Source organism: Streptomyces sp. SP18CS02 (assembly GCF_036322365.1).
Classification (GTDB): Bacteria; Actinomycetota; Actinomycetes; order Streptomycetales; family Streptomycetaceae; genus Streptomyces.
Genome location: NZ_JAQYXC010000254.1, coordinates 36,807 through 60,021, shown reverse-complemented (window position 1 = coordinate 60,021; position 23,215 = coordinate 36,807). Strand labels below are relative to the sequence as shown.

Sequence of the window (23,215 nt, the reverse complement as noted above, 5' to 3'; positions counted from 1 at the left end):
CAGCGAATCCGTGATGCAGTTCCTCCTCGCGTTCCTCCTCGCCGGACCGCTCATCGGCGCCGCCGCGGCCCTCCTGCCCGCCCCGCCCGGGCTGAGGGGGAAGTCCCCGGACCAGGCCGTGCTCCGCCACGGTGTGACCGTCACCGGCGTGATCCTGCTGGCCGCCGTCGTCCTCGCCGTCGGCTTCGACCACGGCCGGCCGTCGCGGATGCAGGCCACCACGGACATCGGCTGGATCCCCGCGCTCGACGTGCGGATCCACCTCGGCGTCGACGGCATTTCCCTCCCCCTCCTGGTCCTGACCGCGCTGCTGACCTTCCTGTGCGCGCTGTACAGCTACTTCAAGATGCCCGCGGGGCCCTCCCCGAAGGCGTTCGTCGCCCTGCTGCTCGTCCTGGAGTCCGGCACGCTGGCGACCTTCGCCGTCCTCGACCTGCTGCTGTTCTTCCTGGCCTTCGAGATGGTGCTCATCCCGATGTACTTCCTCATCGCCCGCTGGGGCGGCGAGGGACGGCAGGCCGCCGCCTGGAAGTTCATCCTCTACACGCTGCTCGGCTCGGTCGTGATGCTGCTCGGCCTGCTCCTCGTCGGGCTGAAGAGCGGCACGTTCGACATGGTGGCACTCGCCACTGACAACGGCCGTGACATCAGTACGTCCGTGCAGGTCATCGCCGTTCTGGCGATCGGCATCGGCCTCGCGGTGAAGACCCCGATGTGGCCCCTGCACAGCTGGCTCCCGGACGCCCACACCGCCGCCCCGACCGTCGGCTCGGTCCTCCTGGCCGGTGTACTGCTGAAGATGGGTACGTACGGATTCGTCCGGATCGTCCTGCCGATCACCCCCGACGGGATGCACGTCCTCGCGCCGTACCTCGCCGCCTTCGCCACCGCCGGGATCATCTACGGGTCGCTCGCCTGCCTCGCCCTCGCCAGGACCGGCGCCAAGGGCGACCTCAAGCGCCTGATCGCGTACTCCTCCGTCGGCCACATGGGCTTCGTGCTCCTCGGCATCGCGACCATGACCCCCACCGGCGTCAACGGCGCGCTCTTCGCCAACATCGCCCACGGCCTCATCACCGGCCTGCTGTTCTTCCTGGTCGGTGCGATCAAGGACCGCTACGGCACCGCCGACCTCGACACTCTCGCCGGCGCCACCGGAGCGGCCCTCTACGGCCGCGCTCCACGCCTCGGCGGCCTCCTCGCCTTCGCGGCCGTCGCCTCCCTCGGCCTGCCCGGGCTCGCCGGGTTCTGGGGCGAGATGCTCGCGCTGTTCGGCGCCTTCGACCCGGCCGAGGGCCTCAGCCGTCCCGCCTTCCTCACCTTCATGGCCATCGCGGCCTTCGGCACGCTGCTGACCGCCGCGTACCTCCTCGTCGTCGTGCGCCGCGTCTGCATGGGCGCGGCGCCCGCCGAGGACCGGCCGCGGCTCGACGACATCCAGACGTACGAATTCGCCGCCTGGACCCCGCTGGCCGCGCTCACCGTCCTCGCCGGCCTCTGGCCCGCGGTCCTCCTCGGCCTGACCGACCCGGCCGTGCAGAAGCTCCTCTCGGGAGGCAAGTCGTGACCGCCGCCACCGCGAGCGCCGCCGGCGCCGTGAACGCAGCAAACGCAGCACACGCCGAGAACGCCGCGAACGCTGCACACGCCGAGAACGCCGCGAACGCCGCGCATCTCGTCCAGTCCGTCGACTGGGCCGCGATCGCGCCCCCGGCCATCGCCGCCGCGGCCGCCCTGGTCGTGCTCGTCGCCGACCTGTTCGTACCGAGGCGGCGGCGGCAGCTCCTCGGCTGGACCACCATCGCCGCGCTCGTCGCCGCGCTCGTCGCCCTGGTGCCGCTGCGCAAGGGCGACCGGGCCACCTTCTGCCTCACCACCGATCCCGGCGTGTGCAGCTACACCGCAGACCACTTCACCCTGGTCATCCAGTTCCTCGTGCTCGGCGGAGCGCTGCTGACGGCCCTGCTGTCGCTGAAGGACACCGAGGAGGCGCTGCCCGCCGGAGAGTTCTGGTTCCTGCTGCTGTCCTCCGCCGCGGGCGCCGCCCTGCTGCCCGCCTCGCGCGACCTGGCCACGCTCGTCGTGGCCCTGGAGGTCGCCTCGCTGCCCGCTTTCGCGCTCGTCGGCCTCAAGCGCGGCGACCGCATGTCCGGGGAGGCGGCGCTCAAGTTCTTCCTCTCCTCGGTCACCGCGACCGCCGTGACGCTGCTCGGCGTGAGCTTCGTGTACGCCTCGACCGGCACCCTGCACCTCACGGAAATCGCCCAGGCACTGGACGACGTCCCGGCCCGGCTGGAGACCCTCGCCGAGGCGGGCGTCGCGCTGACCCTGGTCGGCTTCGCCTTCAAGACGGCCGCGGCGCCCTTCCACTTCTGGGTGCCCGACACCTACGTGGGCGCGCCGCTGCCCGTCGCGGCGTACCTCTCCGTGGTCGGCAAGGCGGTCGGCTTCACCGGCCTCATCCTGGTGACCGTCGTCGCCTTCCCGACGTACGCCGATGTGTGGGGTCCCGCGCTCGCCGTCCTGGCGGCGCTCACCATGACCGTCGGCAACGTCGCCGCCCTGCGGCAGGTGCCCACGCGCGCGTGGAGCGCGGTCCGGCTGCTCGCCTGGTCCTCCGTGGCCCAGGCCGGCTATCTGCTGGTGCCGATCGCGGCCGCCGCCTACTCCGGGGACGACCAGATCGGCTCCACCGTCGCGTACGCCCTGATGTACGCCGTGGTGAACCTCGGCGCCTTCGCCGTCGCCGCCCTGGTGGCCCGTACGCGCCCGCTGAACCGGATCTCCGACTACCGGGGCCTGTACGCCGACCGTCCCGTCGTCGCCCTCGTCATGGGCTTCTTCCTGCTCTGCCTCGCGGGTCTGCCGCCCGGCATCATCGGCCTCTTCGCCAAGGTGACGGTCTTCTCCGCGGCGGTCGACGCCGGCCTGGGGTGGCTCGCCGTCGTCATGGGCGCGAACGTCGTGATCGCCCTCTACTACTACCTGAAGTGGACCGCGGTCCTGTTCCGCCCGCCCGTGCCCGCGCCCGCTGCGGAGGCCGGACAGGAAGCCCCGCCGCGGGAGGGGCCGCCCCGGCGGGCCCCCGCCCCCGCGCCGATCACCCTGGCCATCGCGCTGACGGCCGTCGCCGGTGTGCTGCTGTCCGGTTACCCCCAGCTGGTCCTGCGTTTCGCCGCGGGCACCCTGTTCTGACCGGCGCGCCCCCCCACGCACACGGACCATCACCCCCCTACACGCACACGGACCATCACCCCCCCACACGTTCGAGGAGCAACGCCGTGCTGAGCGGATTCAAGGACTTCATACTCCGTGGAAACGTCATCTCCATGGCGATCGGTCTCGCCGTCGGTGCCGCCTTCACGGCGGTCGTCTCCGGCTTCAGCAACGCCTTCATCGCCCCTCTCATCGGCCTCGCCACGGGCTCGGTCGGCGACTACAGCAAGGCGTACTTCACCGTCGAGGGGACGAGGTTCCCGTACGGCCTGTTCATCAGCGCCGCCATCGCCTTCCTGATCACCGCCGCCGTGCTGTACTTCTGCGTCGTCGTCCCGATGATGAGGATCCAGAGCCGTTTCGCGCGCGACGAGCCGGTCGACATCAAGACCGCCGTACGCGACTGCCCCCGCTGCTACAGCGCGATCCCCGCCATCGCCAGCCGCTGCGGCCACTGCACCAGCGAGGTCGAGCCGGTGCGCGAGGCGCTGGAGAAGGCCGGTCTGCCCGCTCCGCGCTGAGCCACCCGGACGGCCCAGCCCCGCCCCGCGGCGCACAAGGGAACCAGCCGCTCCCGCCTGGCGTTGACCAGAACGGGAGGGTCCACTGGGGGAGTGGACCAGCACCAAGCGAAGGGTTCCCCTGCCGCACCACCTGGAGGGCGTACCGTGCACCGCCGGCACAACGGGCTGAAGACCGCCGTACTCCTCGGGGGGCTGTCCGCACTCATCATCCTGATCGGCAGTTTCTTCGGCCGCACGGGCCTGGTCATCGCGCTCCTCGTGGCGCTCGGCACCAACGCGTACGCCTACTGGAACAGCGACAAGCTGGCGCTGCGCGCCATGCGGGCCCGGCCGGTCAGCGAGTTCGAGGCGCCGCGGTTGTACCGGATGGTCCGCGATCTCTCCACCCAGGCCCGCCAGCCGATGCCCCGGCTCTACATCTCGCCCACCCAGGCGCCCAACGCCTTCGCTACCGGCCGCAACCCCCGCAACGCCGCCGTGTGCTGCACCGAGGGCATCCTTCAGATCCTCGACGAGCGCGAGCTGCGCGGTGTGATCGGTCATGAACTGAGCCATGTCTACAACCGGGACATCCTGATCTCGTCGGTGGCGGGCGCCCTCGCCTCGGTGATCATGTTCCTGGTGAACTTCGCGTGGCTGATCCCGGTCGGCCGCTCCAACGACGACGAGGGCCCCGGGCTGCTGGGCATGCTTCTGATCATGCTGCTGGGCCCGATCGCCGCCTCTGTCATCCAGCTCGCCATCAGCCGCTCCCGGGAGTACGAGGCGGACGCCTCCGGTGCCCAGCTGACCGGCGACCCGCTGGCCCTGGCCAGCGCGCTGCGCAAGCTGGAGGCGGGAACCAAGCAGCTTCCGCTGCCGCCCGAACCCAGGATCGAGACGGCGAGCCACATGATGATCGCCAATCCGTTCCGGCCCGGACAGGGCATGGCCAGGATGTTCTCCACCCACCCGCCGATGGCCGAGCGGATCGCCCGGCTCGAACAGATGGCAGGTCGCCGCCCGTGAAGACGATCCTGAATGTCATATGGCTCATCCTGTGCGGCTTCTGGATGTTCCTCGGCTACCTGCTGGCCGGGGTCCTGCTCTGCGTCACGGTCATCGGCATCCCCTTCGGCCTCGCCGCCTTCCGCATCGGCGTCTACGCCCTCTGGCCCTTCGGGCACATGGTGGTGGACCGCCGCGACGCCGGGGCCGCGTCCTGCGTGGGCAATGTGCTGTGGCTGATCCTGGCGGGCTGGTGGCTGGCGCTCGGCCACATCGTCACCGGGATCGCCCTGTGTGTCACGATCATCGGCATCCCGTTGGGTCTCGCCAACTTCAAGCTGATCCCCGTCTCGCTGCTGCCGCTGGGCAAGGAGATCGTCCCCACGGACCAGCCCTTCACCGGCCGCTGACGGCACGGCCGGGGACCGCCCGACCGCTCGCGGTGGCCGGGCGGCCCACGGACGGAACCGCGAGCCGGGAGCTGGGAGCCGCGAAACGGTTAACGGCGAGCAGCGATCGTTCGCGAGCGCACAGAGCTGCCCCGGGTCGCCGTCCGGGGGGCGGGCCGCCGCAGCACCTTCCGCGCGTGCCCTCGGCCGGCGTTCCGGCCCGCGAGGGGCCGTGTGTCCTGTGCCGCACCTGTGGGATCTCCGCAACCGCCACGGCGGCCCCCGGCGTCTTCCCGGGCACACGCGCGAAAGGCAGGTTCCACGACATGGGCATCATCAGCTGGATCGTCCTCGGGCTGCTGGCCGGAGTCGTCGCGAAGGTCCTGCTCCCGGGGCGCGACCCCGGCGGGCTGATCGGGACGACCCTCATCGGCATCGCCGGCGCCTTCGTCGGGGGATGGCTCTCCGCCCGATTCCTCGACAGGCCGATCACCAACGAGTTCTACGACGGCGCCACCTGGATGGCGGCCATCGGCGGCTCCCTGGTGCTGCTGGTCGTCTACCGCATCCTCTTCGGCCACTCCCGGGCACGCTAGCGGGCGCCGCCCAAGACGGCGGGACTTCCCGACGCGACCTAGGCGCCCAGCGGCCCGCGGGACGGCCGGTGGGGGCCGGCCAGTCCCGTCTCCCGGAGGGTGATGTTCAGCCGCCCCGACCCCAGCCCCGACTCCGGGTCCGTCGTCCCCGTCCCCGTCCCCGGGCACACCTTCGGCACCCCGTGGTAGGCGAAGCGAGACGGCCCGCCGAAGACGAACAGATCACCCGACTCCAGCGTCACGTCCGTGTACGGCCGGCCTCGGTTTTCGGTGTTCCCGAACCGGAACACGCAACTGTCGCCGATGCTGAGCGACACCACCGGGGCACCCGACCGCTCCTCCTTGTCCTGGTGCATGCCCATGCGGGCGGCGCCGTCGTAGAAGTTGACCAGCGCGGTGTCCGGCGCATAGCCGTCGTCGTCCCCGTACGCCTCCACCAGCGCCGCCCGCCCCAGCTCCACGAGCCACCCGGGAAACGCGGCCACCCGCGCACCGTTCACGTCGTCGGCGGTCCGGGTGTAGCGGTACGGCTGCCAGTGCCAGCCCACGCACACCGTCCGTACGGACATCACGCCGCCGCCCGGCAGCGCGGTGTGCCGCATCGGCACGGGGCCGCGCGCCCACTCCCGGCAGGCCGCGACCAGCTCCCGCCGGCGCGCCGGGGGCAGCCAGCCGGGGACGTGCACCGCCCCGGGAGCGATCTCCGCCCGCTCCCGGGGAAGCCGGAAGAGCCCGTCCGTCACGACGCCAGCGCGCCTTCCAGGCCGAGCAGCCGCTGCTTGCTCTCCAGCCCGCCCGCGTAGCCCCGCAGCGCCCCGTCCGCGCCGATGACCCGGTGGCAGGGCCGCACGACCAGCAGCGGATTGCGCCCGATCGCGGTGCCGACCGCCCGTACCCCGGCCCCCGGCGTCCCGATCCGGGCGGCGATGTCGCCGTACGACACCGTCGCGCCGTACGGAATGTCCTCCAGGGCCCGCCAGACGCGCCGCTGGAAGTCCGTGCCCCCCTCGGCACACGCGATGTCGAAGCGCGTCAGCTCGCCCGCGAAGTACGCCCGCAGCTGGGCGGCGATCGCCTCGAACGCCTCCGGTGCCCGTCGCCACCCGTCCTGGACGACCGCGCCGCCCTTCTGCCCCGGCAGGGAGAGCGAGACGAGCACCGTGGCGCCCCGCGTGCCTCCACCGGACGCCGGCCCGCCCTCGGTGCCCGCGGCCCGGGGCAACCCGTCGGCGCGGGCCGGTCCTTCCCGCGCCGGCCGGTCCTGGGTCGCCTCCTCGCCGACCAGCAGCATCTCGCCCAGCGGGCCGTCGACGTACGCGTACACCGTCATGGCTCGGTCCTTTCCTCGCGCGCCACGAGCGCCCCGCCGTGCGGGCTCCCGCTCTCCCGCCAGTCTCCGCCCGCGCCGGCCGGAGGGCTGGCGGGATTCGGACACCGTGCGCCCCGGGAAACAGGGCGGGGGCGGACCGGCCGCAGCCGTGTCCGCCCCCGGTCCGCCCGGGTCAGCGGTAGTTCACGAACTGCAGAGCGAAGTCGAAGTCCTGCCCCTTGAGCAGCGCCTGCACGGCCTGGAGGTCGTCACGGCTCTTCGAGCTGACCCGCAGCTCGTCGCCCTGGACCTGGGCCTTGACGCCCTTGGGGCCCTCGTCGCGGATGACCTTCGCGACCTTCTTGGCGTTCTCCTGGGAGATGCCCTCCTCGATCGAGGCGAAGATCTTGTACTCCTTGCCGGACAGCTGCGGCTCGCCCGCGTCCAGCGCCTTGAGCGAGATCCCGCGCTTGATCAGCTTGGTCTGGAAGACGTCCAGGATGGCGGTGACCCGCTCCTCGGAGTCCGCCTCCATCAGGATCTTCTCGCCGGACCAGGAGATGGAAGCACCGACGTTCTTGAAGTCGTAGCGCTGCGAGATCTCCTTCGCCGCCTGGTTGAGGGCGTTGTCGACCTCCTGCCGCTCGACCTTCGAGACGATGTCGAAACTGGAGTCGGCCATGTCCTGTGGCTCCTTTGTCGGGTGCGAAGAGATACGGCCCGGCTCCCCGGACCGCCACCGCAAAGCCTAGTCACCCGGACCCGCCGTCAGTGCTGATCAATCCGGTGGCGAAGCATCCCCGAGCATCAGGTATCGTTTACGTCGTTGCCACGGAGCACCGCGAGGAGCGGACTCCCGAGCGACATCCCATGGCGGTGTGCCCGAGTGGCCAATGGGAGCGGACTGTAAATCCGTCGGCTTAGCCTACCCAGGTTCGAATCCTGGCGCCGCCACGCGATAGAAACGGCCCCTGATCTGCGGAAACGCGATCAGGGGCCGTTCTGCTGTGCGCATGCGCCAGCTGGGCGTGCGACCGGCCGGACCGGCCTGCGGTGTCTCCTTCCGTCGGGCCGTCCGCCGAGGGGCCCGGACGGCGCGGAGACGGCCGCCCGTGCCGCTCCTCCCGCCGGCCGGATGCCGGACGCGCACCGACACATCCTGCGCGGCTGCCCCGGCCCTCCCGGCCCTCCGGTCCGCCCGGTGCCGAGGCCGGTCCTGGGTGCGGGCCGTTCCCTCGGGGCCCCGTGGATACCGAAGAACCGGAGAAACCGAAAAGCCGGGGAAACCGAGGAAGTCGGGGAAAGGGGGCCGGAACCAGGCGCGGCAGCCCCTGGGTGAATGCGCAATCACCTCAGAGAGGTGCCGCATTCCGGCGCCCTGTCCGGCGGGAGGGAAAGCGCCGCAGGCGCAACGGGGCCTGTGCCCACCCGAGATGCGGCCGAAAGGGGGTGGTGTCACTCTGATGGGCAGGGCCCTCGCCGGTGGAGGGGACGGGGCTCCCCACCGACCCCCACCAAAACCTCCTGGCGCCAACGCCGTTGAGCCGTCAGACGAGGAGCGGGGGACGGGCCGGACGCCCCCCCCGAGAGGGCGGCACTCCGGTTCCCGGAGCCGAGCCTCGACTCGGCTCGGCCATGCACGTCTCCATGGGATCCGGCCCCATCGCGTCCCTATGCGCGTCGGTACGGCATTCGAGTACCGGGTGGAGTGGCCGGAGCTACGGCAGGGAGTGCGGAAATGGAAAGAATTCTGCAGCGTCGCCGGATGGTCAATGCGGCTTCGGCCGTTCTCATCGCGGTTGCGGGAAGTGTGATGCTCTCACCCGCGACGGAAGCAGCCCCGAACGTGCCCTCGCAGTCGGACACCTGCAAGTCGGGCTATGTGTGGCGGGAAGCCACGGCGGGGGACCGGGTGTGTGTGAGGCCCTCGGTCCGGACGCAGGCGTGGAACGACAACGCCCAGGCCGCCGACCGGCGGGTCAGCGATGACGACCCCACGTGCCGGTCGGGCTATGTGTGGCGAGAGGCCACGGCGGGGGACCGGGTGTGTGTGAGGCCCTCGGTCCGGACGCAGGCATGGAACGACAACGCCCAGGCCGCCGACCGGCGAGCCTAGGGTCCGCCGGAACGCCCCCGCCGGTCCGCCGCGACACGCGGCCCCCGGCGGGGGTCCGGCCGTCCGGGCCGGCCGGTGCGAGCCGTACGGTGCGACGCGTACGAGGCGACGCGTACGAGGCGACCCGTACGGCTCCCGCACGGGTCAGTCGGCCAGACGGAAGGCCAGCTCCGTCTCCCACCGGGACGGGTCCGGCTCCGACCGGGGGCCCGTCCAGTACGACTCGATGCGGCAGCCCCAGCGTTCGACGCCGTCGGTCTCCCGCATGTCCCACTCCAGCTCCCGCTGCGCCGCCCACCTCCGCAGCTCCTTGATGGCGTCCAGCAGCCCGTCCGGATGGCCCAGGTGAGTGACCGTCGCATAGCGGCCGGCCGGCAGTACCGCCACCGAGACATCGCCCTCCGGCTCCGGCGGGGAGGCGACCGGCAGACCCGCCTCGACCTCCGACTCACCGTCGGTGCCCACGGAGTTGAAACGGAGGAACGGCGCGCCCGCCGCGCCGATGCCACGGGCGTCCAGCCAGCCGGCGAGCTCGGGAATCAGGTCGGCCAGCTCGCCGAAGCCGTCCGCGCCGACCCGCCGCCGCATGAACACGTACGGCTGCTCGGCGCGTTCCACCACCACGGGGTTGGGCATGTCGACTCCTCGGATCAGTTGCCCGCTACCTGTCGCACGGCGACCGCGACCGGCACGGAACCGCCGACCAGCTCCAGCGTCAGCCCCGCCGTCGCCGGCGTGTCCACCAGCTCGGCGAGGACGGCCGCCACGTCGTCCCGGGCCACCGTCCCGCGCCCGGTGGACGCCTCCAGCCGCACCAGACCCGTACCCGCGTCGTTCGTGAGCGCGCCGGGCCGCAGGATCGTCCAGTCCAGGCCCTCCCTGGACCGGACGTACGCGTCGGCCTCGCCCTTCGCCCGCAGGTACGCGTCGAAGACCTCGTCGCCCGCGTGGTCCGGGTCCGCGCCCATCGACGAGACGACGATGTACCGCCGGGTACCCGCCCGCTCGGCCGCGTCCGCGAAGAGCACGGCGGCGTCCCGGTCCACGGTCCCCTTGCGTTCGACGCCGCTGCCCGGGCCCGCGCCCGCGGCGAACACCGCCACGTCCGCGCCCTCCAGGGCGGCCGCCACCTCCTCGACGGACGCCGACTCCAGGTCCAGCACGACGGGTTCGGCGCCCGCCTCCCGCAGGTCCCCCGCCTGTTCCGGCTTGCGGATGACGCCCGCGACCTCGTGCCCGCGTGCCGAGAGCAGCCGCTCCAGCCGCATGGCGATCTGACCGTGTCCTCCAGCGATGACGATGCGCATGCTCCCGACCGTACGACCCGAACGCCGAAAGCGCTCAGGGGCCGAGGTCCGGACGCCCCTGGCGCGGCAGTTCGAGCGCCGCCGCCGAGTCGCAGTACTCGCGTACCGCGCTCGTCCGCGCCACCACCCGCCCGCGGTGCACGACGATCCTGCTGTACGCCAGCGAGAGCACACCCGAGAGCCGCTCCCCGCGCACCGCCAGCAGCTCCGCCGGGAAGCCGGCCTCCACCCGCACCGCGGGCAGCCCCATGGCCTCGCGGGCCGCCGCGCTGACCGCGCCGTACGCCTCTCCCGGCGGCAGCCCGCCCTGGGTGGCCAGCAGGTACGCGGCCTCCAACGGGTCCCCGCGCCCCACCGGGTTCGACACGTCGCGCAGCGCCCCGCTGCCGGCCGCGATCCGCACGCCCGCCGCCCGCAGCAGCCGTACCGGCGCGGCCCCCCGCTTCTCCGTCCCGCCGCAGCCGCCCTGCGGCAGGCAGATCACCGTCGCACCGGCCGCCGCGAGCCGATCCGCCGTCCGGGCGGCGACGTCCCCGGGAAGCCGTCCCAGCGCCCCGCACGGACCGATGGTGACGCCCGGCCGCATCCCGCCCGCCATGGCGGCCAGCCGCGCCAGCCTGGCCGGGTCGTCCCCGTCCGTGTGCAGGTCCACGGGGCAGCCGTGCTCGGCCGCCACCTCCAGCACCGCCTCCGCGTACCCGGCCGGGTCGGGGTCCAGGTCCGGGCAGCCGCCGACGACGGAGGCGCCCATCTTCACGGCGTCCCTCAGCATCGAGAGACCGTCCGCGCCCGCGACGCCCGTGAGCAGCCGGGGCACGGCGACCGCCGAGAGGTCGGCGAGGCCGCGCAGGGAGCGCCGGGCCTGGAGCACCGCCTCCAGCGGCCCCAGCCCCTGTACGTCCCCGATCCGCACATGGGCGCGCAGCGCGGTCGCGCCATGCCCCAGCTGGAGCAGCGCCGCCTCGGTGGCGCGGCGCTGCACGTCCTCGGTGGCGTACGAGACGGGGCCGGGGGAGTCGGCGCTGAGGGCGGTGTCGGCGTGGGCGTGCGGCTCGGCGGGGGCGGGCAGGAGCAGGTAGCCGGCGAGGTCGACGCGGGCGCCCTGGGTGGGCAGGCTGCCCGCGGTGCCGACAGCCTCGATGCGCCCGCCGCTGAGCCGTACGTCGACGGTCCGGCCGTCGATCAGGCGGGCGCCGCACAGCAGCAGCGAGGCGGTGTCGGCGGTGGCACCCTCGGGCGGCTGCGGCTGCTGGCTGTCGGAGGACATCGGGCTCCTGGCGGGGCTCGGGCGTGACGGGGTGGTGGGCGGCGTGGCACCGGCGCGTGCGCGTGTCCGTACGCGCGGGATCACGCAGCGTGAGGTGAGCCTAGGGGCCGTCCCGCCAGGCTTCGAGGAGGAGCGCAATAGTCGTACCGGCGCGGGCGTGCCCTCAGGGCTCCGGTCGTGGGGGCGGCCCGGTGGTCGCTCCGGGCGAGCCGGGCGGGGCGGCCGAGGCGGTGAAGGGCGCGGCGCGTGAGGTCCGGGAGAGGGCCCCGGGGGCCTGTGGGGCGGACGGGGCGGGGGGCCGGGATATGGATTTGGGCGATCGGCGGCCGACCGTGTAATGTCTTCATCGCTCGCCCCAATAGCTCAGTCGGCAGAGCGTCTCCATGGTAAGGAGAAGGTCTACGGTTCGATTCCGTATTGGGGCTCTGATGTCGGTGATCCTCGCCTTCGGGCGAGGGGATCCAGCATCGAAGCGGTGTAGCTCAGTCGGTAGAGCAAGCGGCTCATAATCGCTGTGTCACCGGTTCAAGTCCGGTCACCGCTACACACAGTAGCCGATTGTGGGGTCGGTCCTCCGATCGGCTACTCTTTTATGCGTTCATCCGTCCATCCGTCCGTCAAGGAGCACTCACGTGGCTGCCACCGACGTCCGCCCGAAGATCACGCTGGCCTGCGTGGAGTGCAAGGAGCGGAACTACATCACCAAGAAGAATCGGCGTAACAACCCGGACCGTCTTGAGATGAAGAAGCATTGCCCGCGCTGCAACTCGCACACCGCGCACCGCGAAACGCGCTGAATCAGGCTCGTACACGAGGCCGTCCCCACCAGGGGGCGGCCTCGCGTCGTTCTCTTTCCCTTTATTCACCAGGAGGTAGCGAGTCATGGCGCTCGACCAGTCCTTCGTGGGGCGGACCTATCCGCCCACCGCACCGTACGAGGTCGGCCGGGAAAAGATCCGCGAGTTCGCCGAGGCCGTGGGTGACACCAATCCGGCCTATGTCGACCCCGAGGCCGCCAAGGCGTTCGGTCACTCCGATGTGATCGCCCCGCCCACTTTTGTGTTCGCCATCACTTTCAAGGCGGCCGGGCTGGTGATCGAGGACCCGCAGCTGGGGCTGGACTACAGCCGCGTGGTGCACGGCGACCAGAAGTTCGCGTACACCCGGCCGGTACGGGCGGGGGACCGGCTGACGGTCACCTCGACCATCGAGGCGATCAAGTCCCTCGCGGGGAACGACATCCTGGACATCCGGGGCGAAGTGCACGACGAGAGCGGCGAGCACGTCGTGACCGCGTGGACGAAGCTCGTGGCGCGCGCGGCCGAGGGGGCGTGAGGCGATGACTGCGAAGATCGCATTCGACGAGGTCGAGGTCGGCGCCCAGCTGCCGGCCCAGAGCTTCCCCGTGACGCGCGCCACTCTGGTGCGCTACGCGGGAGCCTCCGGCGACTTCAACCCGATCCACTGGAACGAGAGGTTCGCCGTCGAGGTCGGGCTGCCCGACGTCATCGCGCACGGCATGTTCACCATGGCCGAGGCGATCCGCGTGGTGACGGACTGGACGGGCGACCCCGGCGCGGTCGTCGAGTACGGCGTGCGCTTCACCAGGCCCGTGGTCGTCCCCAACGACGACAAGGGCGCGCTGATCGAGGTCAGCGCCAAGGTGGGCGCCAAGCTGGACGACAACCGGGTGCGGGTCGACCTGACCGCCATGAGCGCGGACCAGAAGGTCCTCGGCATGTCGCGCGCCGTGGTCCGGCTCGCCTGAGCCGGCCCCCGCGCGACCCTCGGCCCCGCCGCCCGCCACCCGGGCGACGGGGCCGAGGCGCGTCCGCCGTCAGGGGTGCCCCGTACTCTTGAGCCCGTGCAGGAACTCCACGACGCCCCCCTCGCCCCTCTGACCACCTTCCGGCTCGGCGGCCCCGCGAACCGGCTCGTCACGGCCACCACCGACGACGAGGTCATCGCCGCCGTGCGCGAGGCCGACACCGCCGGCACCCCGTTGCTGATCATCGGCGGCGGCTCCAATCTGGTGATCGGCGACAAGGGCTTCGACGGCACCGCCCTTCGCATCGCCACCAAGGGCTTCTCCCTGGAGGGCACCCGCCTGGAGCTCGCGGCGGGTGAGGTCTGGACGGACGCCGTCGCCCGGACGGTGGAGGCCGGGCTCGCCGGCATCGAGTGCCTGGCCGGCATCCCCGGCTCGGCGGGGGCCACCCCGATCCAGAACGTGGGGGCGTACGGCCAGGAGGTCTCCGCCACCATCACGGAGGTCGTCGCCTACGACCGCCGCGCCGGAGAGACGGTCACCGTGGCGAACGAGGACTGCGACTTCTCGTACCGGCACAGCCGCTTCAAGGCGGAGCCGGACCGCTTCGTCGTGCTGCGGGTCCGCTTCGGGCTGGAGGACGCCCGGGGCATGAGCGCGCCGGTGAAGTACGCCGAGACGGCCCGGGTGCTCGGCGTCGGGACCGGCGACCGGGTCCCGCTCGCCGCCGCGCGCGAGACGGTCCTCGGGCTGCGCGCGGGCAAGGGCATGGTCCTGGACCCCGACGACCACGACACCTGGTCGGCCGGGTCGTTCTTCACCAACCCGATCCTCACCGAGGCGCAGTACGCGACCTTCCTCACCCGGGTGCGCGACCGGCTCGGACCGGACACCGCCCCGCCGGCCTTCCCCGCGGGCGAGGGCCTGGTCAAGACCTCGGCCGCCTGGCTGATCGACAGGGCGGGTTTCACCAAGGGGTACGGCTCCGGGCCGGCCCGGATCTCCACCAAGCACACCCTGGCCCTCACCAACCGGGGCGAGGCGACCACCGAGGACCTGCTGGCCCTGGCGCGCGAGGTCGTCGCGGGCGTCCAGGACGCCTTCGGCGTCACCCTGGTGAACGAACCGGTGACGGTCGGCGTCAGCCTCTGACTCCCGGGGGCCCGCGCCTCCGGGAGTCAGTAGGCGACCGCCACCGGCTGCCTCAGCGCCGACGGGTCGTCGATCAGCGCCAGCATCGCGTGCGCCGCGTCGGCCCGTGCGATCCTGGCGCCGCCGCGCAGACCCGCGCCGACCGCCGTCCGGTAGACACCGGTCAGCGGCCTGTCGACCAGTCGCGGCGGCCGCAGCACCGTCCAGTCGGTGGAGCCGCGGCGCAGATCGGCCTCCATCACCCGCAGGTCGTCGTAGTGCTCGCGCAGGATCCGGGAGACCAGCGGCGTCATGACCCGCAGGTACGGCGTCTCGTCCCGCGGTACGGGACCGAGCGGCGCGGCGCTGACCGCGAGGAAGCGCCGGGTGCCCGTCTCCTCCAGGGCCTCCACGACGAGCCGCGTCAGCGCGGACGCGACGCCGACGTGCTTCCTGGAGCGCGGGCCGAGCCCGGAGAGCACGGCGTCCCGTCCCGCGACGGCGGCCCGAAGCGCCCCCGGGTCGTCGAACCGGACGGGGGCGACCTCCAGCCGCCCACCCGTCGCCGTCACCGCCCCGGGGTCCCGCACCACCGCCGTGACGTGGTGGCCCGCCGCCAGGGCCTGCTCGACGATCTGCCGTCCTATGCCGCCGCTCGCCCCGAACACGGTGAGCCTCATGACGCCCCCTCAAGGTGGGTAAGTGTTCACTCACCTCTAGGGTGAGTAAGTACCCACTAACCGTCAAGTCCGGTGGAGGACAGATGAAGCCCGCCCGGGAGCGGATCCTCGACGCGGCCCACGAGCTGTGGCTGACCGTCGGGCTCGCCCGCACCACGACCAAGGAGATCGCCAAGGCGGCGCAGTGCTCCGAAGCGGCGCTCTACAAGTACTACGGCAGCAAGGAGCAGCTGTTCGTGGACGTCCTGCGCGAGCGGCTGCCACGGCTGGCCCCCCTCCTGCACGGTCTGACCGCCGCCCCGGGGGACCGCACCGTCCAGGAGAACCTCACCGAGGTCGCCCGGCGGGCCACGCTCTTCTACGCCGAGAGCTTCCCGATCGCCGCGTCGCTGTACGCCGAGACCAGGCTGAAGGCCCGCCACGACGCGGCGATGAGGGACCTGGGGACCGGCCCCCACCTGCCCGTCGAGGCCCTGGACGCCTATCTGAGGACCGAGCGCGACGCGGGCCGCGTCCGCGCCGACGCCGACACCTTCGCGGCGGCGTCCCTGCTCCTGGGCGCCTGCGCGCACCGGGCGTTCGCGTACGACGCGAAGGTCGGCAAGGAGCCCCCGCAGGACGTCGACGCCTTCGCCGCCTCCCTGGCCCGCACCCTGCTGGCCGGCCTCTCCTGACCCGCGCCGGTCCCGTGGAGGTCCGGCCGCGGGGCCGCGCCCCCGGCGGCCGGGGCGGAGATCAGTGGATCCAGTGGTCGACGCCCGAGAGCAGCTTCGCCTTCACGTCCTCCGGAGCGGCCGAGCCGCGCACCGACTGGCGGGCCAGCTCCGCGAGCTCCTCGTCCGTGAAGCCGTGGTGGCGGCGGGCGATCTCGTACTGGTCCGCCAGGCGCGAGCCGAACAGCAGCGGGTCGTCCGCGCCCAGCGCCATCGGCACCCCCGCCTCGTACAGCGTCCGCAGCGGCACGTCCTCCGGCCTCTCGTACACGCCGAGCGCCACGTTGGAGGCCGGGCAGACCTCGCACGTCACCCCCTTCTCGGCCAGCCGCCGCAGCAGCCTCGGGTCCTCCGCCGCCCGCACCCCGTGGCCGATCCGCCCCGCCCGCAGATCGTCCAGGCAGTCGCGCACGGAGGCCGGGCCGGTCAGCTCCCCGCCGTGCGGCGCCGCCAGCAGCCCGCCCTCACGGGCGATCGCGAAGGCGCGGTCGAAGTCCCGGGCCATACCGCGCCGCTCGTCGTTGGAGAGCCCGAAGCCCACCACGCCCCGGTCCGCGTACCGCACGGCCAGCCGCGCCAGCGTCCGCGCGTCCAGCGGGTGCTTCATCCGGTTCGCGGCGACCAGCACCCGCATCCCCAGCCCGGTCTCCCGCGAGGCGGTCTCCACGGCGTCCAGGATGATCTCCAGCGCCGGGATCAGCCCGCCCAGACGAGGGGCGTACGACGTCGGGTCCACCTGGATCTCCAGCCAGCCCGACCCGTCCCTGACGTCCTCCTCGGCGGCCTCGCGCACCAGCCGCCGGATGTCCTCGGGCGCGCGCAGGCAGGAGCGCGCGGCGTCGTACAGCCGCTGGAAACGGAACCAGCCCCGCTCGTCGGTCGCCCGCAGTTTCGGCGGTTCGCCGCTGGTCAGCGCCTCGGGCAGATGCACGCCGTACTTGTCGGCGAGTTCCAGCAGGGTGGCGGGCCGCATCGACCCGGTGAAGTGCAGATGCAGATGGGCTTTCGGCAGCTGCCGCAGATCTCGAACGTGCTCCATTGAGGGATCTTGCCGCACGCGCCGGGCGTGGGGCAGCCCCTTTCACCGATCGGGTGCTCGCGGGAACGAAGAAACGGGCCCCCGGCCGTAGCCGGAGGCCCGTGGTGCACGCGTGTCGTCGCTACTGGTCGCGCGCCTCGGCGAGCAGCTTCTGGAGGCGGGAGACACCCTCGACCAGGTCCTCGTCGCCCAGCGCGTAGGAGAGCCGCAGATAGCCCGGCGTACCGAACGCCTCACCCGGGACCACGGCCACCTCGGCCTCGTCCAGGATCAGCGCGGCCAGCTCGACGGAGGTGCGCGGGCGCTTGCCCCGGATCTCCTTGCCGAGCAGCCCCTTCACCGAGGGGTACACGTAGAAGGCACCCTCCGGCGTCGGGCAGTAGACGCCGTCGATCTCGTTCAGCATCCGCACGATCGTCTGGCGGCGGCGGTCGAAGGCGGTGCGCATCTCGGCGACCGCGTCCAGGCTGCCGGAGACGGCCGCCAAGGCCGCGATCTGCGCGACGTTCGACACGTTGGACGTGGCGTGCGACTGGAGGTTCGTCGCGGCCTTCACCACGTCCTTGGGGCCCACGATCCACCCGACGCGCCAGCCCGTCATCGCGTACGTCTTGGCGACACCGTTCACGACGATGCACTTGTCGCGCAGCTCGGGCACGATCGCCGGCAGCGAGGTGAACTTCGCGTCGCCGTAGACCAGGTGCTCGTAGATCTCGTCCGTCAGCACCCACAGCCCGTGCTCGACGGCCCAGCGGCCGATCGCCTCGGCGTCGGCCTCGGAGTAGACCGCGCCCGTCGGGTTGGACGGCGAGACGAACAGGACCACCTTGGTCCGCTCCGTGCGCGCGGCCTCCAGCTGCTCCACGGAGACCCGGTAGCCGGTGGTCTCGTCGGCGACGACCTCCACCGGCACACCGCCCGCGAGCCGGATGGACTCGGGGTACGTCGTCCAGTACGGGGCCGGGACGATGACCTCGTCGCCCGGGTCGAGGATCGCGGCGAACGCCTCGTAGATCGCCTGCTTGCCGCCGTTGGTCACCAGGACCTGGGAGGCGTCGACCTCGTAGCCGGAGTCCCGCAGGGTCTTCGCGGCGATGGCGGCCTTCAGCTCGGGGAGCCCGCCGGCCGGCGTGTAGCGGTGGTACTTGGGATTGCGGCAGGCTTCGATGGCGGCCTCGACGATGTAGTCGGGCGTCGGGAAGTCGGGCTCGCCCGCGCCGAAGCCGATCACCGGACGGCCGGCGGCCTTGAGGGCCTTGGCCTTGGCGTCGACGGCGAGGGTCGCGGACTCGGAGATCGCACCGACACGGGCGGAGACCCGGCGCTCGGTGGGAGGAGTGGCAGCGCTCATACGGCCCATCGTCCCAGACCCGAAACCGGCGCGGCACACAGGTTTCGCTCCACGGACACGAAGGCGTCGCGAACGGACGTGGGCGGGTCCGGAGCTATCTGTTCGACGCGGAGCCCCTGACCACGTACACTCTCTGCTCGTTGGCCCTCACCGACCACATCCATGGATGCGGTAGGTTGGGGGAGAACGACAAAGGGTCGTAGCTCAATTGGTAGAGCACTGGTCTCCAAAACCAGCGGTTGGGGGTTCAAGTCCCTCCGGCCCTGCTACACACACCGCCAGGATGTGTGCGCAGGTATGTACTCCATTGCACCGCCGTGCGGCTCAACCCGGGCGCGGCACGGCCGACCCGGAATCAGGTGAGAGACGTGACGGACGCCGTAGGCTCCATCGACATGCCTGATGCCGAGGACGAAGCGCAGGAGTCCAAGAAGAAGGGCCGCAAGGGCGGCAAGCGCGGAAAGAAGGGCCCACTGGGCCGTCTCGCGCTCTTCTACCGCCAGATCGTCGCCGAGCTGCGCAAGGTCGTCTGGCCCACTCGCAGCCAGCTGACGACGTACACCACCGTCGTGATCGTGTTCGTCGTCATCATGATCGGTCTGGTGACCGTGATTGACTACGGCTTCCAGGAAGCAGTCAAGTACGTCTTCGGCTGATTCCCGCGGAGGGCGCCCACCGCGGCGCCCCTTTTCGCATGTTCCACCCCATCTGTATCCAGGAAGAAGCAGCCACCGTGTCTGACCCGAACCTGAACGAGTCCGCCCAGGACGAGCTCGACATCGTCGAGGCGGCCGACGAGGACCAGGCGGAAGCTGCGGACGCCGCTGCCGGCGAGGCGGCCGAAGAGGCAGCACTCCACGTCGAGGACGCCGAGGACGCCGAGGACGCCGAGGACGAGGACATCGCGGATGTCGAGGACATCGACGCCGACGCCGAGACGCTCGCCGAGGACACCGACGAGTCCGCCGAGGGCGACGACGAGCCCGCCGAGGACGTCGAGGCGGAGCCGGCCGCTCCGGTCGACCCCATCGCCGCGCTCCGCGACGAGCTGCGCGGTCTGCCGGGCGAGTGGTACGTCATCCACACCTACGCGGGCTACGAGAAGCGTGTGAAGGCCAACCTGGAGCAGCGCGCCGTCTCGCTGAACGTCGAGGAGTTCATCTACCAGGCCGAGGTGCCCGAGGAAGAGATCGTCCAGATCAAGAACGGCGAGCGCAAGAACGTCCGGCAGAACAAGCTGCCCGGTTACGTTCTCGTCCGCATGGATCTGACGAACGAGTCCTGGGGCGTCGTCCGCAACACCCCGGGTGTCACCGGCTTCGTGGGCAACGCCTACGACCCCTACCCGCTGACCCTGGACGAGATCGTCAAGATGCTCGCCCCGGAGGCCGAGGAGAAGGCCGCCCGCGAGGCCGCCGAGGCCGAGGGCAAGCCGGCTCCGGCCCGCAAGGTCGAGGTCCAGGTCCTGGACTTCGAGGTCGGCGACTCGGTCACCGTCACCGACGGCCCGTTCGCCACGCTGCAGGCCACGATCAACGAGATCAACGCCGACTCGAAGAAGGTCAAGGGCCTCGTCGAGATCTTCGGCCGCGAGACTCCGGTCGAGCTCAGCTTCGACCAGATCCAGAAGAACTAGCTCCTCGCCGCAGGAGCGGCATCCTCTGGAACATATGCCTCCGAACAGGTCAGACCGGCTCTCGCAGCCGCTCTGACCTGCTCGGTTTTTGGCCGCGCGGCTGTACCCGTTATCGTTGTGCGGTATGCCTCCATCCGGATGACCGGATGGCTGGCTGAAAACTCTCACTAGGACCCGGAGAGAGCAATGCCTCCCAAGAAGAAGAAGGTCACGGGGCTTATCAAGCTCCAGATCAACGCCGGTGCGGCCAACCCGGCCCCGCCGGTCGGCCCCGCACTGGGCCAGCACGGCGTCAACATCATGGAGTTCTGCAAGGCCTACAACGCCGCGACCGAGTCGCAGCGTGGCATGGTCGTGCCGGTGGAGATCACGGTCTACGAGGACCGTTCCTTCACCTTCATCACCAAGACTCCGCCGGCCGCCAAGCTGATCCTCAAGGCCGCGGGTGTGGAGAAGGGCTCCGGCGAGCCGCACAAGACCAAGGTCGCGAAGCTCACGAGCGCCCAGGTCCGCGAGATCGCCACGGTCAAGCTCCCCGACCTGAACGCCAACGACCTCGACGCCGCGTCGAAGATCATCGCTGGCACCGCCCGTTCCATGGGCATCACGGTCGAGGGCTGACACACCGGCTCGCGCGACGGCCGGCCGACGAGGCCGTCCAGGCGCGGCAGGAGCGGCGAACCCGGGCCGAGAGGCAAGGGTCCGCTCAGCCCCGAAGCACCAAGTGGTAGGGCCAGCGCCGGCCCGCACCACGACTCCGTACCTGAACCAAACAGGAGAAGAAGTGAAGCGCAGCAAGGCACTCCGCAGCGCGGACGCGAAGGTCGACCGGGAGCGTAACTACGCCCCCCTGGAGGCCGTCCGTCTCGCCAAGGACACCGCCGCCACCAAGTTCGACGGCACCGTCGAGGTCGCCTTCCGCCTGGGTGTCGACCCTCGCAAGGCCGACCAGATGGTCCGTGGCACCGTGAACCTTCCGCACGGCACCGGCAAGACCGCCCGGGTCCTGGTCTTCGCGACCGGTGACCGTGCTGCGGCCGCGGAAGCCGCGGGCGCCGACATCGTCGGCTCCGACGAACTGATCGACGAGGTTGCGAAGGGCCGTCTGGACTTCGACGCCGTCGTCGCCACCCCGGACCTCATGGGCAAGGTCGGCCGCCTCGGCCGCGTCCTCGGCCCGCGTGGTCTGATGCCGAACCCGAAGACCGGCACGGTCACGATGGACGTCGCGAAGGCTGTGACGGACATCAAGGGCGGCAAGATCGAGTTCCGCGTGGACAAGCACTCGAACCTGCACTTCATCATCGGCAAGGTCTCCTTCGACGAGACGAAGCTGGTCGAGAACTACGCCGCGGCTCTGGAGGAGATCCTCCGTCTGAAGCCGTCCGCCGCCAAGGGCCGCTACATCAAGAAGGCGACCCTGAGCACCACGATGGGCCCCGGCATCCCGCTGGACTCCAACCGCACCCGCAACCTCCTCGTCGAGGAGGACCCGGCCGCCGTCTGAATCTGACGGCAGTCGCGGTCGCGTACGCGCACTGAAGCCGGCCCCCGCCGCTCTCCGGAGTGGCGGGGGCCGGTTCTTCGTGTCTCCGGCGGGCAGGGGGCTGTGAAGGGCAGCGGACAGGCCGCCGGAACGGCCGCGCACAGGCCGTGGGACGGGCCCCGGGGAGGTCCGCGGAAGGGCCGGAGCGCCGTCCGAGGGTCACTCCGATGGGCCGATTTGCTCGACGGTGACCCCTTCACGTACTCTCATGCAGAAGCCAAAGACCGCTGGTCGTTGCTGTGCTCTCGCAAGGGGTGCAGTGGCCGAAGGATCCGCTGAATGTGGACGACCCGCGCAGGTGACTGTGGATGAACTCCTGGAGCGCATGCTCCGGTCGAGTCACGCCCCGTGCGCCTGCGCCGGGGCGTTCTGTTTTGTTCAGCCCCTTCTGAGCGGTCCTCATCACCCGGAAGGAGGCCGACGCTCTATGGCAAGGCCCGACAAGGCTGCCGCGGTAGCCGAGCTCACGGACCAGTTCCGCAGCTCGAACGCCGCCGTGCTGACCGAGTACCGGGGTCTCACCGTGGCGCAGCTCAAGACGCTGCGTCGTTCGCTCGGTGAGAACGCCCAGTACGCCGTGGTGAAGAACACGCTGACCAAGATTGCGGCCAACGAGGCCGGGATCACTTCGCTCGACGACCAGTTCACTGGTCCGACGGCGGTTGCCTTCATCACCGGTGACCCGGTGGAGTCGGCGAAGGGTCTTCGTGACTTCGCCAAGGAGAACCCGAACCTGATCATCAAGGGCGGTGTCCTTGATGGCAAGGCGCTGTCCGCCGATGAGATCAAGAAGCTCGCGGACCTCGAGTCCCGCGAGGTTCTGCTCAGCAAGCTGGCCGGCGCGTTCAAGGGCAAGCAGTCCCAGGCTGCCTCGCTCTTCCAGGCGCTGCCGTCGAAGTTCGTCCGCACCGCGGAAGCGCTTCGCGTCAAGCTCGCCGAGCAGGGCGGTGCCGAGTAATTCGGCTCGCTTATTGATCGCCGCCCAGCAGGGCGACGGTCGCAGCGGGCCCGACGTACGCCCGCCTCACATGTACATCGGCACCAGCCGAATGAGTGGAAGGACGCCATCATGGCGAAGCTGTCCCAGGACGACCTGCTCGCGCAGTTCGAAGAGATGACCCTCATCGAGCTCTCCGAGTTCGTGAAGGCCTTCGAGGAGAAGTTCGACGTCACCGCCGCCGCGGCCGTCGCCGCCGTCGCCCCGGGCGCCCCGGGTGCCCCGGCCGAGGCCGTTGAGGAGCAGGACGAGTTCGACGTCATCCTCACCGCCGCCGGTGACAAGAAGATCCAGGTCATCAAGGTCGTGCGCGAGCTGACCTCCCTCGGTCTGAAGGAGGCCAAGGACCTCGTCGACGGCGCCCCGAAGCCCGTCCTCGAGAAGGTCGCCAAGGAGGCCGCTGAGAAGGCCGCCGAGTCCCTCAAGGGCGCCGGCGCCTCGGTCGAGGTCAAGTGACCCCAAGGCCTGCTGCCACGTGCCCCTAGGGCGCGTACACGCATGGCCTGGGTGCCCTCAGGGGCACCCTCGAAGGGCGATCACCCGTTCGGGTGGTCGCCCTTCGGCGTTGTCGTGATGTCCGTCTTGCACTGGGCTCAGGGGCGAGTATGGTGATCTTCGCCGTGCGCCCCGCGCACCCGGGGCC

At 71.3% G+C, this 23,215-nt stretch carries 27 protein-coding genes and 4 tRNA genes; 22 read left to right on the top strand and 9 right to left on the bottom strand.

The features are described 5' to 3' along the window. Positions 1-13 precede the first annotated feature (13 nt). From PUR26_RS04605 to PUR26_RS04580, 6 genes are all read left to right on the top strand, one after another. A complete protein-coding gene (locus PUR26_RS04605) occupies positions 14-1,567 on the top strand; it encodes an NADH-quinone oxidoreductase subunit M (RefSeq protein WP_329869628.1) in 1,554 nt (517 codons plus the stop codon). 29 nt (positions 1,568-1,596) lie between these two features. Next, positions 1,597-3,195: an NADH-quinone oxidoreductase subunit N gene (locus tag PUR26_RS04600; protein WP_329869626.1), complete on the top strand. Its 1,599-nt coding sequence runs from the start codon at positions 1,597-1,599 to the stop codon at positions 3,193-3,195. Between the two features lie 86 nt (positions 3,196-3,281). Next, complete coding sequence (locus PUR26_RS04595) at positions 3,282-3,737, top strand: MscL family protein (protein WP_329869460.1); 456 nt, start codon at positions 3,282-3,284, stop codon at positions 3,735-3,737. 147 nt (positions 3,738-3,884) lie between these two features. Continuing rightward, complete coding sequence (htpX, locus tag PUR26_RS04590) at positions 3,885-4,748, top strand: zinc metalloprotease HtpX (RefSeq protein ID WP_329869458.1); 864 nt, start codon at positions 3,885-3,887, stop codon at positions 4,746-4,748. Beyond that, complete coding sequence (locus PUR26_RS04585; protein WP_329869457.1) at positions 4,745-5,137, top strand: YccF domain-containing protein; 393 nt, start codon at positions 4,745-4,747, stop codon at positions 5,135-5,137. The genes htpX and PUR26_RS04585 overlap by 4 nt, the downstream gene beginning before the upstream one ends. A gap of 305 nt (positions 5,138-5,442) precedes the next feature. Beyond that, on the top strand, positions 5,443-5,712 hold the full coding sequence (locus PUR26_RS04580) for a GlsB/YeaQ/YmgE family stress response membrane protein (RefSeq protein WP_329869455.1): 270 nt from the start codon (positions 5,443-5,445) through the stop codon (positions 5,710-5,712). 38 nt (positions 5,713-5,750) lie between these two features. Here PUR26_RS04580 and PUR26_RS04575 read toward each other — a convergent pair whose 3' ends face one another. From PUR26_RS04575 to PUR26_RS04565, 3 genes are all read right to left on the bottom strand, one after another. Continuing rightward, complete coding sequence (locus PUR26_RS04575) at positions 5,751-6,455, bottom strand: alpha-ketoglutarate-dependent dioxygenase AlkB family protein (RefSeq protein ID WP_329869453.1); 705 nt, start codon at positions 6,453-6,455, stop codon at positions 5,751-5,753. Then, positions 6,452-7,042 (bottom strand): methylated-DNA--[protein]-cysteine S-methyltransferase, encoded by a 591-nt coding sequence (locus tag PUR26_RS04570; protein ID WP_329869451.1) that lies wholly within the window; start codon positions 7,040-7,042, stop codon positions 6,452-6,454. Before PUR26_RS04570 ends, PUR26_RS04575 begins: the two co-directional genes overlap by 4 nt. A 172-nt stretch (positions 7,043-7,214) precedes the next feature. Then, complete coding sequence (locus tag PUR26_RS04565) at positions 7,215-7,703, bottom strand: YajQ family cyclic di-GMP-binding protein (RefSeq protein WP_329869450.1); 489 nt, start codon at positions 7,701-7,703, stop codon at positions 7,215-7,217. Positions 7,704-7,893: 190 nt separating this feature from the next. Here PUR26_RS04565 and PUR26_RS04560 point away from each other — a divergent pair. Together PUR26_RS04560 and PUR26_RS04555 are read left to right on the top strand one after the other, a co-directional pair. After that, positions 7,894-7,975: transfer RNA gene (locus PUR26_RS04560), tRNA-Tyr, on the top strand. Between the two features lie 892 nt (positions 7,976-8,867). Next, positions 8,868-9,137, top strand: a complete 270-nt coding sequence (locus PUR26_RS04555) for a hypothetical protein (RefSeq protein ID WP_329869448.1) — start codon at positions 8,868-8,870, stop codon at positions 9,135-9,137. Between the two features lie 144 nt (positions 9,138-9,281). Here the strand turns inward: PUR26_RS04555 and PUR26_RS04550 are convergent, their stop codons facing one another. From PUR26_RS04550 to PUR26_RS04540, 3 genes are read right to left on the bottom strand one after another with little or no spacing between them, the layout of a single operon-like run. Further along, positions 9,282-9,773 carry a GyrI-like domain-containing protein gene (locus tag PUR26_RS04550; RefSeq protein WP_329869446.1) on the bottom strand — a complete coding sequence of 164 codons (492 nt, stop codon included), beginning with the start codon at positions 9,771-9,773 and terminating at the stop codon, positions 9,282-9,284. A gap of 14 nt (positions 9,774-9,787) precedes the next feature. After that, positions 9,788-10,444 (bottom strand): SDR family oxidoreductase, encoded by a 657-nt coding sequence (locus PUR26_RS04545; RefSeq protein ID WP_329869444.1) that lies wholly within the window; start codon positions 10,442-10,444, stop codon positions 9,788-9,790. 34 nt (positions 10,445-10,478) lie between these two features. Next, positions 10,479-11,711, bottom strand: coding sequence for an amidohydrolase family protein (locus PUR26_RS04540; protein ID WP_329869443.1), 1,233 nt, complete (start codon positions 11,709-11,711; stop codon positions 10,479-10,481). 352 nt (positions 11,712-12,063) lie between these two features. Between PUR26_RS04540 and PUR26_RS04535 the strand changes: the two genes are divergently transcribed. The 6 genes from PUR26_RS04535 to PUR26_RS04510 all read left to right on the top strand — a co-directional run bounded on the left by PUR26_RS04535 (position 12,064) and on the right by PUR26_RS04510 (position 14,631). Next, a tRNA-Thr gene (locus tag PUR26_RS04535) sits at positions 12,064-12,136 on the top strand. A 46-nt stretch (positions 12,137-12,182) separates the two neighbouring features. Next, a tRNA-Met gene (locus PUR26_RS04530) sits at positions 12,183-12,255 on the top strand. Between the two features lie 88 nt (positions 12,256-12,343). Then, positions 12,344-12,508: a 50S ribosomal protein L33 gene (gene rpmG / locus PUR26_RS04525; RefSeq protein WP_003956487.1), complete on the top strand. Its 165-nt coding sequence runs from the start codon at positions 12,344-12,346 to the stop codon at positions 12,506-12,508. Between the two features lie 85 nt (positions 12,509-12,593). Further along, positions 12,594-13,046 carry a MaoC family dehydratase N-terminal domain-containing protein gene (locus tag PUR26_RS04520; protein ID WP_329869441.1) on the top strand — a complete coding sequence of 151 codons (453 nt, stop codon included), beginning with the start codon at positions 12,594-12,596 and terminating at the stop codon, positions 13,044-13,046. Between the two features lie 4 nt (positions 13,047-13,050). Beyond that, a complete protein-coding gene (locus PUR26_RS04515) occupies positions 13,051-13,479 on the top strand; it encodes a MaoC family dehydratase (RefSeq protein WP_329869439.1) in 429 nt (142 codons plus the stop codon). Between the two features lie 96 nt (positions 13,480-13,575). Beyond that, positions 13,576-14,631, top strand: coding sequence for a UDP-N-acetylmuramate dehydrogenase (locus PUR26_RS04510; RefSeq protein ID WP_329869437.1), 1,056 nt, complete (start codon positions 13,576-13,578; stop codon positions 14,629-14,631). Between the two features lie 26 nt (positions 14,632-14,657). On the opposite strand, the gene PUR26_RS04505 is transcribed toward PUR26_RS04510, so the two are convergent. Next, entirely contained in the window at positions 14,658-15,290 is a 633-nt protein-coding gene (locus PUR26_RS04505) for an NAD(P)-dependent oxidoreductase (protein WP_329869435.1), read from the bottom strand. Between the two features lie 83 nt (positions 15,291-15,373). Between PUR26_RS04505 and PUR26_RS04500 the strand changes: the two genes are divergently transcribed. Further along, positions 15,374-15,964 carry a TetR/AcrR family transcriptional regulator gene (locus tag PUR26_RS04500; protein ID WP_329869433.1) on the top strand — a complete coding sequence of 197 codons (591 nt, stop codon included), beginning with the start codon at positions 15,374-15,376 and terminating at the stop codon, positions 15,962-15,964. 61 nt (positions 15,965-16,025) lie between these two features. Here PUR26_RS04500 and PUR26_RS04495 read toward each other — a convergent pair whose 3' ends face one another. Both PUR26_RS04495 and PUR26_RS04490 read right to left on the bottom strand, forming a co-directional pair. Then, positions 16,026-17,042, bottom strand: coding sequence for an adenosine deaminase (locus PUR26_RS04495; RefSeq protein ID WP_329869431.1), 1,017 nt, complete (start codon positions 17,040-17,042; stop codon positions 16,026-16,028). Between the two features lie 121 nt (positions 17,043-17,163). Beyond that, positions 17,164-18,393 carry a pyridoxal phosphate-dependent aminotransferase gene (locus tag PUR26_RS04490; protein WP_329869428.1) on the bottom strand — a complete coding sequence of 410 codons (1,230 nt, stop codon included), beginning with the start codon at positions 18,391-18,393 and terminating at the stop codon, positions 17,164-17,166. A 193-nt stretch (positions 18,394-18,586) separates the two neighbouring features. Here PUR26_RS04490 and PUR26_RS04485 point away from each other — a divergent pair. From PUR26_RS04485 to rplL, 7 genes are all read left to right on the top strand, one after another. Continuing rightward, positions 18,587-18,659 (top strand) — tRNA-Trp (locus PUR26_RS04485). A 102-nt stretch (positions 18,660-18,761) separates the two neighbouring features. Beyond that, positions 18,762-19,049, top strand: a complete 288-nt coding sequence (gene secE, locus PUR26_RS04480; RefSeq protein ID WP_329869426.1) for a preprotein translocase subunit SecE — start codon at positions 18,762-18,764, stop codon at positions 19,047-19,049. 77 nt (positions 19,050-19,126) lie between these two features. After that, the gene (gene nusG, locus PUR26_RS04475) at positions 19,127-20,029 is read left to right on the top strand and encodes a transcription termination/antitermination protein NusG (protein ID WP_443076966.1); all 903 of its coding nucleotides are present in this window, start codon (positions 19,127-19,129) and stop codon (positions 20,027-20,029) included. Positions 20,030-20,215: 186 nt separating this feature from the next. Continuing rightward, positions 20,216-20,650, top strand: coding sequence for a 50S ribosomal protein L11 (gene rplK, locus PUR26_RS04470; protein ID WP_329869423.1), 435 nt, complete (start codon positions 20,216-20,218; stop codon positions 20,648-20,650). Positions 20,651-20,813: 163 nt separating this feature from the next. Further along, positions 20,814-21,536: a 50S ribosomal protein L1 gene (rplA, locus tag PUR26_RS04465; RefSeq protein ID WP_329869421.1), complete on the top strand. Its 723-nt coding sequence runs from the start codon at positions 20,814-20,816 to the stop codon at positions 21,534-21,536. A 466-nt stretch (positions 21,537-22,002) separates the two neighbouring features. Next, a complete protein-coding gene (rplJ, locus tag PUR26_RS04460; protein ID WP_329869419.1) occupies positions 22,003-22,533 on the top strand; it encodes a 50S ribosomal protein L10 in 531 nt (176 codons plus the stop codon). Positions 22,534-22,644: 111 nt separating this feature from the next. Beyond that, the gene (rplL, locus tag PUR26_RS04455) at positions 22,645-23,028 is read left to right on the top strand and encodes a 50S ribosomal protein L7/L12 (RefSeq protein ID WP_329869417.1); all 384 of its coding nucleotides are present in this window, start codon (positions 22,645-22,647) and stop codon (positions 23,026-23,028) included. Positions 23,029-23,215: the final 187 nt, after the last annotated feature.

Coding starts and splice junctions, on each gene's coding strand:
- PUR26_RS04605 (WP_329869628.1), top strand. CDS start 14: ATGCAGTTCCTCCTCGCGTTCCTCCTCGCCGGACCGCTCATCGGCGCC.
- PUR26_RS04580 (WP_329869455.1), top strand. CDS start 5,443: ATGGGCATCATCAGCTGGATCGTCCTCGGGCTGCTGGCCGGAGTCGTC.
- PUR26_RS04570 (WP_329869451.1), bottom strand. CDS start 7,042: ATGACGGTGTACGCGTACGTCGACGGCCCGCTGGGCGAGATGCTGCTG.
- PUR26_RS04565 (WP_329869450.1), bottom strand. CDS start 7,703: ATGGCCGACTCCAGTTTCGACATCGTCTCGAAGGTCGAGCGGCAGGAG.
- PUR26_RS04550 (WP_329869446.1), bottom strand. CDS start 9,773: ATGCCCAACCCCGTGGTGGTGGAACGCGCCGAGCAGCCGTACGTGTTC.
- PUR26_RS04545 (WP_329869444.1), bottom strand. CDS start 10,444: ATGCGCATCGTCATCGCTGGAGGACACGGTCAGATCGCCATGCGGCTG.
- PUR26_RS04540 (WP_329869443.1), bottom strand. CDS start 11,711: ATGTCCTCCGACAGCCAGCAGCCGCAGCCGCCCGAGGGTGCCACCGCC.
- PUR26_RS04520 (WP_329869441.1), top strand. CDS start 12,594: ATGGCGCTCGACCAGTCCTTCGTGGGGCGGACCTATCCGCCCACCGCA.
- PUR26_RS04515 (WP_329869439.1), top strand. CDS start 13,051: ATGACTGCGAAGATCGCATTCGACGAGGTCGAGGTCGGCGCCCAGCTG.
- PUR26_RS04505 (WP_329869435.1), bottom strand. CDS start 15,290: ATGAGGCTCACCGTGTTCGGGGCGAGCGGCGGCATAGGACGGCAGATC.
- PUR26_RS04500 (WP_329869433.1), top strand. CDS start 15,374: ATGAAGCCCGCCCGGGAGCGGATCCTCGACGCGGCCCACGAGCTGTGG.
- PUR26_RS04495 (WP_329869431.1), bottom strand. CDS start 17,042: ATGGAGCACGTTCGAGATCTGCGGCAGCTGCCGAAAGCCCATCTGCAT.
- PUR26_RS04490 (WP_329869428.1), bottom strand. CDS start 18,393: ATGAGCGCTGCCACTCCTCCCACCGAGCGCCGGGTCTCCGCCCGTGTC.
- rplK (WP_329869423.1), top strand. CDS start 20,216: ATGCCTCCCAAGAAGAAGAAGGTCACGGGGCTTATCAAGCTCCAGATC.
- rplJ (WP_329869419.1), top strand. CDS start 22,003: ATGGCAAGGCCCGACAAGGCTGCCGCGGTAGCCGAGCTCACGGACCAG.
- rplL (WP_329869417.1), top strand. CDS start 22,645: ATGGCGAAGCTGTCCCAGGACGACCTGCTCGCGCAGTTCGAAGAGATG.